Source organism: Vibrio sp. CB1-5 (genome assembly GCF_059412285.1).
Genome location: NZ_JBJHPB010000016.1, coordinates 1 through 13,081, shown reverse-complemented (window position 1 = coordinate 13,081; position 13,081 = coordinate 1). Strand labels below are relative to the sequence as shown.

General features: G+C 45.5%; 15 protein-coding genes. 6 read left to right on the top strand and 9 right to left on the bottom strand.

All coding sequences use genetic code 11. The features are described 5' to 3' along the window. Positions 1-228: 228 nt before the first annotated feature. Positions 229-561, bottom strand: coding sequence for a hypothetical protein (locus ACJB0T_RS12620; protein ID WP_479289679.1), 333 nt, complete (start codon positions 559-561; stop codon positions 229-231). 180 nt (positions 562-741) lie between these two features. Between ACJB0T_RS12620 and ACJB0T_RS12615 the strand changes: the two genes are divergently transcribed. The 3 genes from ACJB0T_RS12615 to ACJB0T_RS12605 all read left to right on the top strand — a co-directional run bounded on the left by ACJB0T_RS12615 (position 742) and on the right by ACJB0T_RS12605 (position 2,315). Further along, a complete protein-coding gene (locus ACJB0T_RS12615) occupies positions 742-1,053 on the top strand; it encodes a MerR family transcriptional regulator (protein WP_479292226.1) in 312 nt (103 codons plus the stop codon). An 86-nt stretch (positions 1,054-1,139) separates the two neighbouring features. Further along, positions 1,140-1,565: a phosphate-starvation-inducible protein PsiE gene (locus tag ACJB0T_RS12610; protein ID WP_479289681.1), complete on the top strand. Its 426-nt coding sequence runs from the start codon at positions 1,140-1,142 to the stop codon at positions 1,563-1,565. Positions 1,566-1,619: 54 nt separating this feature from the next. Next, positions 1,620-2,315 (top strand): glutathione S-transferase, encoded by a 696-nt coding sequence (locus ACJB0T_RS12605; protein ID WP_479289683.1) that lies wholly within the window; start codon positions 1,620-1,622, stop codon positions 2,313-2,315. Positions 2,316-2,787: 472 nt separating this feature from the next. Here the strand turns inward: ACJB0T_RS12605 and ACJB0T_RS12600 are convergent, their stop codons facing one another. The 6 genes from ACJB0T_RS12600 to ACJB0T_RS12575 form a co-directional block, all read right to left on the bottom strand. Beyond that, a complete protein-coding gene (locus tag ACJB0T_RS12600) occupies positions 2,788-3,915 on the bottom strand; it encodes an AI-2E family transporter (protein WP_479289685.1) in 1,128 nt (375 codons plus the stop codon). Further along, complete coding sequence (locus ACJB0T_RS12595) at positions 3,908-4,594, bottom strand: potassium channel family protein (RefSeq protein ID WP_479289686.1); 687 nt, start codon at positions 4,592-4,594, stop codon at positions 3,908-3,910. Before ACJB0T_RS12595 ends, ACJB0T_RS12600 begins: the two co-directional genes overlap by 8 nt. Positions 4,595-4,655: 61 nt before the next feature. Further along, the gene (locus ACJB0T_RS12590) at positions 4,656-5,531 is read right to left on the bottom strand and encodes an HlyD family secretion protein (protein ID WP_479289688.1); all 876 of its coding nucleotides are present in this window, start codon (positions 5,529-5,531) and stop codon (positions 4,656-4,658) included. 11 nt (positions 5,532-5,542) lie between these two features. Beyond that, positions 5,543-5,746, bottom strand: a complete 204-nt coding sequence (locus tag ACJB0T_RS12585) for a DUF1656 domain-containing protein (RefSeq protein WP_042498270.1) — start codon at positions 5,744-5,746, stop codon at positions 5,543-5,545. Next, positions 5,747-7,348: a TolC family protein gene (locus ACJB0T_RS12580; protein ID WP_479289690.1), complete on the bottom strand. Its 1,602-nt coding sequence runs from the start codon at positions 7,346-7,348 to the stop codon at positions 5,747-5,749. It lies immediately after the preceding gene. A gap of 10 nt (positions 7,349-7,358) precedes the next feature. Beyond that, positions 7,359-9,551: an FUSC family protein gene (locus ACJB0T_RS12575; RefSeq protein WP_479289692.1), complete on the bottom strand. Its 2,193-nt coding sequence runs from the start codon at positions 9,549-9,551 to the stop codon at positions 7,359-7,361. Between the two features lie 196 nt (positions 9,552-9,747). Between ACJB0T_RS12575 and ACJB0T_RS12570 the strand changes: the two genes are divergently transcribed. The 3 genes from ACJB0T_RS12570 (at position 9,748) to ACJB0T_RS12560 (ending at position 10,783) form a co-directional block, all read left to right on the top strand. Continuing rightward, positions 9,748-10,065, top strand: a complete 318-nt coding sequence (locus tag ACJB0T_RS12570; RefSeq protein ID WP_479289694.1) for a PAS domain S-box protein — start codon at positions 9,748-9,750, stop codon at positions 10,063-10,065. Positions 10,066-10,082: 17 nt separating this feature from the next. After that, positions 10,083-10,295 carry a response regulator gene (locus tag ACJB0T_RS12565; RefSeq protein ID WP_479289696.1) on the top strand — a complete coding sequence of 71 codons (213 nt, stop codon included), beginning with the start codon at positions 10,083-10,085 and terminating at the stop codon, positions 10,293-10,295. A gap of 149 nt (positions 10,296-10,444) precedes the next feature. Then, positions 10,445-10,783, top strand: coding sequence for a HopJ type III effector protein (locus ACJB0T_RS12560; protein ID WP_479289697.1), 339 nt, complete (start codon positions 10,445-10,447; stop codon positions 10,781-10,783). A gap of 332 nt (positions 10,784-11,115) precedes the next feature. Here the strand turns inward: ACJB0T_RS12560 and ACJB0T_RS12555 are convergent, their stop codons facing one another. Both ACJB0T_RS12555 and ACJB0T_RS12550 read right to left on the bottom strand, forming a co-directional pair. Next, positions 11,116-12,024, bottom strand: coding sequence for an ABC transporter permease (locus ACJB0T_RS12555; RefSeq protein ID WP_479289699.1), 909 nt, complete (start codon positions 12,022-12,024; stop codon positions 11,116-11,118). Continuing rightward, positions 12,021-12,989, bottom strand: a complete 969-nt coding sequence (locus ACJB0T_RS12550) for an ABC transporter permease (RefSeq protein ID WP_479289701.1) — start codon at positions 12,987-12,989, stop codon at positions 12,021-12,023. Before ACJB0T_RS12550 ends, ACJB0T_RS12555 begins: the two co-directional genes overlap by 4 nt. Between the last annotated feature and the right edge of the window lie 92 nt (positions 12,990-13,081).

Below are 13,081 nucleotides of genomic sequence, written 5' to 3'. Positions count from 1 at the left end.
TTAATCGTGAAATAAAGGAGCGTTTATGCACAGAAAAGAAATCACTCTATTAGTGATAGCCTGTGTTTGCTTTTTAGTGACCTTGGTAGTGAGTAAATAAAGGTCATTAAGAAGTGGTGTTTGCGGGATTGAGTTAGAACGCTTGCAAATACAAGACACTCACCAGCAGTATCAATACGCGTTAGGATGTTTGCAGCGATACTGCTTTTTCACGATTAAAGGTAAACATCAGTTAATAAAATCAAACGCTGGATAATTAATTCGAATCCGGCGCTGCTCTGACATTAAACGTTTAAAAGATAGCGTTTCCGTGAGTGTGATGATCGCTTGCTGCGTATCATTCTTAAGTACTGCACCCGCGACACTGTCACTTGTCCCGTCATTAAATGCAATTTCCGCTTGGAATATGTATTCCGCGTTCAGCGAGCTCTGCTCTGTTGAAATAACAATGCTACTTTCTGCAATCTGTAATACCTCGTAACTGTGATTGGCTAAATGCAGTGTCGGTCGCTCTTTGGTTGGATAGCTCAGTCGATAGTGACGTCTTTGGTTTTCACTCATGGTTTTCGATCCTAACGCGAATGATGTGAAAACAAGTTAGTAGATAATTGGCGTTATTCGACCCTTCCAAGCTATTTTCATGATTAATGATAGATACGTCGCACTTTGTTGGTCTATTTAGTGTCGAAAGAGACGTCAAATATAATAGTAACAGCCACTGAAAATGATAGAGGTTTGGCTATGAGGATAGGTACGTTTGCAAAGCAATATAAGGTTACTGAACGAACGATACGCCACTACGAATCAATCGGGCTATTACCAATGTTAGCTAGGGAGGGGCGCTATCGGGTATTTGACAAAGATGCTCACCAAAGAATGACGTTTATTACTCTCTGTAACCAGATTGGCTTGACGCTACCTGAAATCGGTGGACTGGTGCCCTTCTTTGATGCGCCAAAAGGTGAGCGCTGTAAAGCTAGCCTAAAAGTCATTGCGGACAAAAAGGCCTCGCAACCCATTCTTTGGCCCTTTGGGTGTCATAAAAACCAATAAAGGGTGACTGCATGTTGATGCGTATTCTTTGTCGCAACAAAAATGTGCTAGAGTAACATTATAACTAACAATAACTTAGAAAGTTTATGCCTTCACATTTACCTAAATCGTTTAGTAAGCCGTTTTTAAAGATATTCTATGTGCTTGAAGCTGTGCTGCTGGTGGCGATAACGCTTGCGACCATTTACGCCATGGTTGAAGAGTTCATGCACGTTTTTACTGAGCGCCGAGTGCTGCTCACTGATATCCTGCTGATGTTTATTTATCTTGAAGTACTCGCAATGGTGCAGCAGTTCGTCGTGAACGGAAAAATCCCAGTTCGATACCCCATCTATATCGCCATGATGGCCATTGCTCGCTATATCACGCTTGGGATGAAAGAAATGGATGCAACCATAGTCGTTTGGTTATCTGTAGCGGCATTTGTTTTGGCGGCCGCGACATTAGTTATTCGAGTGGGGCACCACTACTGGCCCTATGTGGATAGAGAAGACAACAAGCCTGAAGAGTAATTCTAGTGGCGAGATAGTGGATGATAAGTCACAAAATTTCAGAGGATATTAACCGTGGAACCCACGCCCATTCTTTACTCTCTGCATAACTGCCCCTATGCAATACGTGCTCGGATGGCGCTGCTAAAAGCTGAGCAACGAGTGCGTATTCGCTCAATCAAACTAGACAATAAGCCCGCCGAACTGCTCCAAGCTTCATCAAAGGCCACTGTACCAGTACTTGTGCTTTCAGAAGCCCTGCAACCGCTGCTGGCTGAAGAGACTCGGGTTCTGGAACAAAGTCTGGATATCATGGTTTGGGCGTTATCAAAAAATGATCCTCATGGATTATTAGCAAAGGATAGTCACCATCAACTGCCTCTTATGCTGACATTGATTGAGGAATTTGAACGAGATTTTGACCCTGCACTCAACGCGTTTGGATGTGCTAAACGCTATCATGAAGATTCAATGATCCCTCTGCGCCAAGAATGTGAGCATGAGCTGGCAAAGCTTGAACTTCGTCTTTCAGAGCACTCGTTTCTGTTTGGAGAGCGCGAAAGCCTCGTTGATATTGCCTTACTGCCATTTATTCGAAAGTTCGCTCGTATCGACAAACAGTGGTTTCGTGAAGCGCCTTACCCCAAGGTTCGTAACTGGCTGAATTGTTACCTAAATAGCCCATATTTCTCTAAAGTCATGGCAAAGCAGCCGCTGTGGTCTGTAGAGCATGCCGATGTCTATTTTGGTGATTATCAATTTAAGCGATGACACGCTGTCGGCTTTGAAGTTTCGAGAAACATAGTCGTGCCGATCCATGCCATCGCTGCTAAGCAGCACTGTATCGAACACTTTTAACAATCGCTCGTTCAGAGGGGTGGATGGTGTTTGGTGTTAGTCAGCCAACAGTCGCTTGCGAATAGGATCTTTGTAAACACATTCCAGGACGGGACAGTCTGTGAGAACCTGAGCATTATCAATAATCACGCCACATTCAGCCAGATTTAGTGAATCTGACTAAGTATCTAGGTGAATGTAGTTTTGGTTGTACTCAAGCAGTTCATCGTCACTAAATCATTGTGAGCGCTATCCGTTTAGTATTTCGAGTTGGCTAAATTAAGGATAAATTTTTTTTAATCTTGGGCGTGGGATCTATTGTTGGGGGCATAGTTTCTGGCGTGGAAATGAAAAAGCGGGATAACTCCCGCTCTTTAAACAAAACAGAAAACACTAACCTAGATGTTTAGATTTTATAATCATCGACACCTTGTACGGTTTCGGAGTCGTCACTGAGTTCGCTTTGCGTTTCGTAATTTATCCAGAACAAGAACAGTTCGTACCAGATTGCTAAAACGATCGCTCCCAAGAACAGGCCAATGATCCCAGCGAAGAGCATACCGCCAATCGCACCGATGAGGATAATTGGCATTGGAACGTCGACACCACGTCCCATCAACATAGGTTTAAGGAAGTTATCTGAAAGGCCGCCAGCTAACGCCCAGACCGTAAATAGTGTGGTGCTGGTGCCATCACCGGTTGAATAAACGTAGAAAATTACTGGTGCCACAATCAACAGCGCCGGTAGCTGGGCTATGCAGAGAATTAACGTTGCAAGAGTGAGCAAGCCAGCCGCAGGGACTTTGAATACAAACATTGCTGCCCCAATAATAGCGGCTTGAATAAAGGCAACACCGACCACGCCGAGCAGTACACTACGGATGGTCGCTGCCATCAAATTTGCCCATTGTTCGGCTTTCTTACCAACCGCGCGTACCGCAACGGTTTCTAATGCTCCAGAGATTTTCTCTGAATGAGCCATAAAACCACCTGCGATGGCGAGCGAGATGATGAACATAATCAGGCTTGTCAGTGCGCCACCAAGGATAGAAGCGATAGTGCCTAAGAAGCCTTTGATTTCAGGCAAGAACTGCTGAATGCCTTTTTCAATATTGGTCGCGAACAGATTCCAGATACTGTATAGCTTGTCGCCGACTATAGGGATTTGGGCGACTTTGTCAGTCGGGCCTGGGATCTTAATCTCACCGCTTTGCAACACTTCTGTAGTATGGGTGACACCGTCATAAATGGAGCCGGATACCAGTACAAATGGTATGACTAGGATAGAAATACCAAGTAACGCTACCAACATAGAAGCCAAACCTCGTTTACCACCAAGCGAACGTTCGAGCTTTTTGGTGACGGGCAATAGGGCCACTGCAATGATTGCACCCCACAACACTGGGATAATGAATGGCTTAATAATGTCGTAAGTGAAACTAAGTAAAAGAACGAGTAAGCCGATTCGAATAGCCGACTCCACCATATTGTTGACAAAGAGCTTGCTTTGACGTTGTTCGGTTTGTCTATCCATTTTGTTTTTCCCTGTGTTGCAAATTTGCACTGACTAAACTCGACACGACGATGGCCATATAAAATACACCCACAATTGCCTCTAAATACACCACCACTTGAGCCAGTGGCGTCACTGGACTGATGTCGCCGTAGCCCAGCGTTGTTAAGGTAACGAAACTAAAATAGGCGGCATTGGAGAAATTCTCTCCCCAAGATATCGCCTCCATACCGGTAAATGCATTAGGTGAATATTCAATGACAACCAAGTAAACGATAGCCCACATTAAGCCTAGTAGGAGGAATAAAGCGACTGAGCCGATGACTTTGTTGGTATTAACTTCTCCATGAAACAAAACCTGCCTTGCTGTTGACTTGAATGTGCCAAAAAAGAAGCAAAACGTAAGTGCTAGCATGGCGATATCCATTTCACGTCGTTCGAATATCAGTTTGAAAATAATCACGGCGATCCAACATAGCGCGAGGGTTTTGAGAAGCCTCGACCAGTTTTTGTCGAACCTAAGGCTCGCAAAACAGACGATAAAGGTAATGATAATAGTGACTTGAAGGATGCGCTCTATCGCGCCACTGCCAACGACTTCTGCTAAAGCGCCGCTAACCAAAAGGGCGATTAAAGCGAGCGTCAAATAGAAGAAGTTGTTTTCTTCATTGATGTTTTTGAGGCGGTTTCCTACTTTCATCCTATCTATCCTTACACCTTTGCTGTTTTCGTTTCCATATTAGCTTCCGAGGTGCGGCACTCTATTCGGCGTCTTCCATCACCATAATCGAAGCCGATAGGCCAAATCTTAGGTGAACCCCTTCGGGGAGTTCTTTTATCGAGATACGCACCGGAATACGCTGCGCTAGTCGAATCCATTGAAATACAGGGTTTACATTCGGCAGTAAGTTGTAGCCCACGGTGCCATCTTTTGGTGCTATACCCCAACCAATGGAATCCACCGTTGCTTCCAGTGGTGTGTCTGGATGCGACATCAAAGTCACCCTTGCGTCGCTACCGGGTTTAATTTGCGGTAGCTGGTTTTCTCTAAAGAAACCAAATACCCAAAAGCTGTTCTCATCAATCAACGCTAACAAGGGTTGATTGGACACGGCTTGTGTACCAGTGCGAATATCTAGGTTGGAGACAAAACCATCGACAGATGCCATTACACGGGTGTAGCTTAGGTTAAGCTTGGCGGATTTCAGTTTTTCTTCTGATGCTTTGATTTTCAGAAGCGACTCTTGGTAGGAAATCTCACGTCGAATAAGGTCTTTGTGTGATACCGCTCCTTTGTCTTTCTTTCGGATGTCGAGGAGGCGGTCATATTCGATTTTCTTGCCTTTAGAGCTGATAATGGACTGCTCAAGTGCTACTTCCGCTTGAGCCAGTGCAACTTGGTAAGTCTCTGGGTCAATTTCAAAAAGAAGATCGCCTTTTTGAACTCTCTGGTTGTCTGTAATAGAAACATTAACGACGGGGCCAGAGACACGGGGTGCGACCTTAATTATGTTCGCCCTCACTTGACCATCTCGCGTCCAAGGGTTGTTGAAGTAGTCTTGGTACTTTTGATACCCAAACCAAGCCGCGCCACCAAGAATGACTAGATTCAGGACGATAATAATGGATTTCTTCATTTGAGAGGCTCCTAAAACCGAATCACAAAGTGGTCGAAGGCCACGACGTACATCACCACAATGGCAAGAAACGTCAGTGATGGGAATGCGACAAATCGGGATAACTTAGTTTTGTTCATAATGATCACCGTAATCCATGTGGCCACAATCGCCATACATACGACGAGGAGTAGCGGTGAAAAGTAGATATCGCCCCAAGCGAGTTCGTGTGGCATCTATGGCTCCTCCTTGCTGTAAGCTGTTCTAAACATCAGGTCGGGAAGCTCGGTATTTTCATCGTTGAGTTGGTTATCCCAATCTGTTCTTTGTTGCATCTGCTCAACGTTATCTGGAGACACAAAGCTCTGCCCAGATTGAATTTGCCAGCCTCCACCGAGAGACTTGTAAAGGGCGACTACCTGATTGGCTACGTTGCCTTTGATCTGAGCGTAGCTATCTTCACTACGCGTCATTTTCTCTACCGAATTGAGTAGACGTTCAAACGAGATTTGGCCGTTCTCATACTGAGTAAGTGAGATATTGAATGCTCGCACCGACGCGTTGACCGATTGAAGCCGAAGTGCTTTTTGCTCAACATAGAGCTCGTAGGCTTCCATTGCGTTAGTGACTTCTTGCACCGCTTGTAGGACCTTTTTGTTGTAGTTGGTCATTGTCTCTTGAAAACGCGCGTCTTCGAGGCGGATGTTATTTTTAACTCGGCCGTATTGAAAAATGTTCCAGCTAAAGGCAGGACCAGCCACTAAAGTCAGTGAGTCATTAAAGCTAAAGCTTGAACCTGAGGGGACTGAGCTGTCGATACCAATGGAGCCAAACAAGGAAAAGCTAGGATAGAGCGCGGTTTCTGCTACGCCAATTTGTGCACTTTGTGCATGAGCTTGAAGTTCCGCGACTTGCAGATCGGGACGTCTCATGACTAAGCTGGCGTCGATATTGGAGGTAAGCGCCGGAGCCTCAGGCACAATTGAACCATCGTCATCTTCTGATATCAAAGACTTGGAGCCTGATGAACGAAAACGTTGTTCATATTCAGCGAGTCTTTGATTCATCCCATCTTCAAGTAAAGGGTCGACTTGCTCTGGCAGCAAACCGAGCAAGACAGCAAGTGCGTTGCGTGCCTGTAACATGGCAATTTCAAGCGCGGGTAGTGCCGCTTTGGTGGTGAATAGTTGGTTTCTCGCCTGCTGTACGTCGAGCTCGGTGACGTTACCGGACTCAAATTGTACTCGAGTGATGTTGACAACACGCTCTTGAATTTCGATGTTTCGCTGCGAAAGCAACATACGCTCTTGGAATGAACGATAGTTGATGTAATTGCGAGCCACTTCTGAAGTGATGGTCACTAATATGTCGTTATATGAGGCTACTGAGGCGTAGTAAGTGGCTTGCGCGGCTTCAATACCGCGAGCATATTTGCCCCAAACGTCCATTTCCCAACCAGCATCGAAACTAATGGCAGCGTTGTTGAAGGAGCTTTCATTGACATAGGCTCGAGCCAAGTTACCCGATATGGCTTGTGCTTGAGGGTAACGTAGGCCGTCAGCAATACCTAACACGGCTCTGGCTTGTAAGATTCTAAGTCCAGCAGCTTCTACATCGAGGTTTTGCTTAGCGGCTTTCTCTACAAGTTGATTGAGAGTCGGGTCGTTAAATTGTTGCCACCAATTCGCCGTTGATTGTGTGCTCGATTCGGTTTCACTGTCACTCCATGACTGAGGAAGCACAACCTTGCTGCTCGGCTCAAACTCAGGGCCAAGTGTGGTACAGGCAGTCATCAACACCGTCGTGGTAAAGGCTATGAATAGCCGATAGCTCATCATTATTTTGTCCCTAAAATCGATGCATCTTGAGGTTCTCTAAATCGATATCTTGACTGGACTCTTCAACATTTTTCAGCGCTTTATACAGATTTCTTTTCAAATGAAGAAATAAGTAGAAGCCTGCAATGTCATTCTTGTCTATCTCTTCCAAGTCGAGCGACTCAAAAAAGTTTTCTAGAGCTTGTTCAGCTTGAGTGTAGTCTTGCTCAGCCCGCTCGAAATATTCACAACTGTTTGATTGCGCGACACCATGTACTTTGACTAGGCTTGGCAAAATAGTATCGATGTGAGTCTTTCTAAGCTTAGTAATCAATGAGTTATTTTTCAGAATTGTTTGGGCAGCAACGAGATTATTCACATGTCCCATTAACACTCCGCAGCGTTTAGCGTAGTGAACTAAGTGTTGTTGGGTATTGTTATCGAAATAGCTCACATCGACCTTACTCGCCCAAAGTACCAGCTTTTTAGACGCGACATTGGCGGTTTTAACGTGCAATGCGAGGCGCAACCTTGTTAGCCAGCTTGGTTTGATATTTTGCATGCCGAGCAGCAAACGGTGTAAGTGAAAGAAAAGTCGCTGCCTAACGGTTAAAAATATATGCTCAGCTTTGCTAGAAAAGGGAAAGTAGTGTGAAAACACTATCATGAGCACCACAAGGTAAAATAAGGTCATGACGGTAAGAATGATGCCAAAGTGATAGGTCATCGTGTTGTCTATTCCAAGCACAAACATACCTAACATGAAGAAGATGGTGATAGGGCCTTTAAAAAGGTAGAAGCCAATAAAGGTATAGATAAATAAGAACAGTGCGAGCTCTATTCCAAGCTCGAGCCCAGGCAAAATAAACACATAAGCGGGGATAGCGAATAAAAAACCGAAGGTGAATAGAAACCCCAGCGCTTTGGGATGAAGCGGCATAAAAGACAGGACTGCCATAAATATGGTAGAGAAAATCACAAAGCTGTAACCACCGGGCGGGTTAAACATAATCCATAAACCGCCTGCGACCCAGTAAGTGACGAAGACCTTAATCGACGTTTTAAAGTTTTCTGCATCCCACCATAAAAAGGCACTCGGCATGGGAGGAAGCGTCTCTTTAAACGACACCACTTTGGTGATGGAGTCAATACAGCTAACTGTTTCAGCGAGCTTCCCTGCATTGTCATAAAGTCGGTTCATTAGATAGCCCAAGGTCAACACTGACGCCCTGGTAAGGTGACTGCTTGCTGCCAACTTTGCCTCATCAGCTCGTAGTTTCTTCTCTTCAAAACGAAAAGACTCTCCACTCGTGGGTGAGGCCAAAAACTGCTGACTTTGCAAGAGCAGTGTTTCAACTTGCTCGACAAACTCAGGGAACTCAGCCAAATAATCATTCGTGTTGGCATGGTTGAATCGCGCACTCGACGCAGTGGCAAGAAATTGAGTAATTTTCTGGGTGTGGTGGATAACCAGTTTCCACTCCTGGATGTACGCTGCGACTTCACTACTTTCCTTTTTGATGACGTTGAAGCGCTGCTCAAGCGTGGTTTGTGCAGTGAACAGTTTTTCGACTAGTTCATCGATGGATGGTGTCGCGTCTTCGGCAGAACTACGTTCACCCGTTTCGTCTCTTTTTTCATTAGGTTGAACATCACTCGAGGGCGAAGGAGCCATGCTCGGCAAAGATACGGAAATTGCTGCGAAGGTTTTTTGTTGTATGTCTAAGGTTTCTTGAAGCAGCGCAGTGAGGTTTTTCTCGGCTTTACTAGGGAATAAATAGACCCCAACCAAGGTGTAAATCGTTACTCCTAATACCGTCATATAAGCACGGTCGACACCATACAGAAAGGCACCTTCAGCATCGCCGCCGTTTGACATCATGAGAGTCATGACCGCCGTCAGCATGAGCAGAGTAGGGTCGCTTTGATAGGCGTTCCGAAAGTAAAAGATAAACGACACCACAATAGACACACTAAACATGTACAAAAAACGGTCTTGAGCGAAAGCACCCACTAGAATAAGCCCGATTATTGCACCGACAATGGTTCCAAGTACCCTTAGGCTACCTTTTTCAAAAGACTCGCGCTGACTCCCCGTCGATGCAATCAGCATAACGGTAGTCGCAGCTGTGGAAGCTTGAGGCCATCCCATAGCAAAAGGTATGAGATAAGCGAGAGTCAAACTCAGCGCCACCTTGGTGGCAAATCGTGCTTTGCTGTTCATCATCCTTGAATTGAAGAGGGGCTTAACAGAAATATAGACGTTAAATGATGGGTTGGGTGGCTAACATCAAGAAATTTAAAAACTTTAGTGCGTTTGGTTAATTGATTGACCCCAAAGAGCGCTGGTACGCATTAACCCAAGGAGCTGTCTCAGATTATATCACTCAGAATCACTGGAGCTGCAATTAGATAGTTTCATGGGGCATATTTACAATGCGACTGCGGTTGTCATGGGAGTCAGTTTTCTACTTGTTCTGTTTGCCGGAAACAAAGTACTGGTCAACCCTCATAAACAACTGGAAATTTCACAAAAGGAGCTCGCGGAGAAAAACAGCGAACTTATTCTTCAAGAGCGTGAGAGTAAGCTCCTTGCAACGGTAGTCAAAGCCGCTAAAGATGCTGTGGTGATTACGGATAAACACAGCACTATTGAGTGTGTCAACCGAGCGTTTGAAGAGATGACTGGCTATGCGCTGAATGCTTGGAAATGTTTGACCCTACCAAATACAACTTGATCATATTGGATAATCACATGCCTGTAATGAATGGCCCGAGTGCGGCATCAGAGATACGAGGAAAATATGGCGAAAGTGTATTAATTTTCGGGTGGACCGCCGATGTCATCAGTGAAAATAGACAAGAGTTTTTAGACAGCGGCGTCAATACGGTTATCGCTAAACCTCCTATTAAAAAAGACTTTGAGAAGGCATTGTTAACCTATTTAAAGGACATCCAAAGTCATTAATGTAATAGGTATGTAGCTTGCTGGCTAATGTTTAGTCAGTTATGTGTAAGTGGCTTTCTCCACAAGATTATTTCTATTCTACTCACCTCACTTTCTGTCGCGCTAGTGATATAGTGCTAGCTCAGAACATGAGTAAGGGATATTAAAAAATGGAACAATTTCTAGCACTACTGGCTTCACAACCAAACGAAGTGATGTTTGAACAAACGATGCACGCGATTGACGAGCACTTCGACTTTACGCCAGTAAGCTTTGTAAACGGTGACACGGAGAATCAAGCCGGTCAAAACAATGGCTCTTGCAAGATCTTCGCTTTCGCTCAAATCAAAGGGCTGGATGTGCAGTCGACGTTGGCGTGCTTCGGCCAATACTATCGTGAAGATGTGCTGAAACACCCTGAAGGTACTGATCATGCCAATATTCGTAACTTTATTAAGTATGGTTGGCAGGGCGTAAAATTTGATGGTGTGGCGTTGGCTGCTAAGTAAGGTTTCTAGTATTGTGGTATATGGCGGACTACAGTCATCCTAACTAAGGTGAGGATCTCCTGCCGCGAGTAGGTGACAGAAAATCTTCGACTAAGTCACGTAAACCTGCTTCACGGTGCGCTGAATGAGATTCCCTTTTTCAAGGGAATGACGACAATCTTGAATATGGTTTAAAGTGCGAAATGGTGCAAAGATGCGTTAGTGCCTCACAAAACTATCCTAAGTAACCCGCTTCAGTTGGTCTCCTTTTTTAAGGAGGTGAGGCCAACTTATTACCAACTTTTTAATAGTAAGCAGGGAAAGCACATCATGATTTTCCCTGCTTACTAAAATTAAGCTTTTGGATCAATCGCCTCCTGCAAACCATCTCCCAAAAAGTTAATCGTAATCACGGTGATGAGCACCATCACACCCGGGTATACTGCCGCCATTGGGTAGTGCCACATGGCTTCGCGAGCGTTTTGTAGCATGTTGCCCCAAGATGGTGTGGGTGGATTGATGCCAAAGCCAAGGAAACTCAGTGCGCTCTCGGTTAGGATCGCACCGCCAATGCCAAGTGTGGTGGCGGTTATCACTGGCGCGATGACATTGGGTAGGATGTGTTGCCTCATCACAAACCAATGGCTAGCGCCGTAGCCGATAGCCGCTTGTACATATTCTCGGTGTTTTACGGATAGAGTGTTCGAGCGCACTAGACGAGCGGCAAATGGCCAGCCTAACAGTGAAATCACCACCACTAAACGGTAGACACTAAAGCTATCACTACGAACTAACTCTTCTGAAAAGCCTAGCTTGGTCATATCGATACTCTGGATCAAAATCAGCAACATGATGCCTGGCAGGCTAATGATGAAGTCAGCGCTGCGCATGATGATTGCATCGATGCGGCCGCCATGGTAGCCAGCAATAACGCCCAACACAGTGCCAATCACAGAGGTTGCGATGGCGGCAACAAAGGCAAATGTGAGGGATACTTGACCGCCGAGAAGTAGGCGAACCAAAATATCGCGGCCAAGTTCATCCGTGCCAAGCTTATGCGTGTCACTAGGGGCTTCGAAACGGCTAAAGAGATTGTCTTCGAACGGATCCACACCCAGCCATTGACCAATACTAGCGGCGTTAAAACACAGTAGCGTCATTACCAAAAGGATCAGGAAAGAAGCCATCGCCAACTTATGGCGAGACAAGCGATGAACGATTTGCAGCCAAGGATTTTGGCTTCTTGCTGCGAGTGCGGTCATGATGGACTTCCTTTGGTCAAATCAATGCGGGGATCCACTTTGGAGTAGAGAATGTCAGCGATAAAGTTCATCACCAAAATGGCGGTGGTGGCGACCATGAAACAGAGCATAGCCACGTTGTAGTCGCTGCCGTTAATCGCATCGACAGTGAGTTTACCTATGCCGGGCCAGCTAAAGATGGTTTCGGTTAGCACGGCGCCACTCATCAGAGCGGCAATATCCATTGCGAGCACGGTGATCATCGGTAACATGCCGTTTTTGATGCAATGCTTGAACAGTACTCTTGTCGATGAGGCTCCTTTAGCTTTTGCTGTTCGCACAAAATCTTGACGAAACACTTCCAGCATACTTGAGCGCATAAACCGCGAAATAGAGGCAATGCTCAGCAAGGTGAGACTGAGGATAGGCAGAACCATATAGCGCAGCCTATCAAAACCTTCAGCGCCATCGGCTTCTCCCGTGCCTCCTGCGGGGAAGATGGGGTAGACCACAGAAAACAACATGATCAACATGAGCGCGAGCCAAGCCGCAGGTGTAGACAGAAATAGATAGGTGATGCCACTAATCAGATAATCAGTGAAGCGATTTTGCTTAACGGCACACAGCACTCCAACGGGTAGCGCAATCAGTATAGAGAGAAGCGTGCCGCACCCAACCAAAATGAGGGTGTTTTTCATCGCTTCCCAAAGCACAGAGATAGCGGGCTGAGAGAACATACGCGAGTAACCAAGTTCACCTTGCACGGCATCGCCAAGCCAATGGAAGTAGCGAACATAAACCGGTTTATCCAGTCCTTGCTCTGCTTTGAGCCTTGCGACGTCTTCAGCGGTGATATGGGGGTTATTTTGTACCATGAGATCGATGGGATCGCCTGGCATTAATCCCATCAAGTTGTATGCAGCAAACGACGCCAGAAGAAGTACCAGCAGCATTTGCAGCAATCTTGAAAATATAAATCGTTTCATAAAATGTGTGTATCCATACGGGCATAAAGCCCTTACATACTATGACAGGTTAGCGTAGGAAAAGCATCTTACACGCATAGATAAATCTGGAA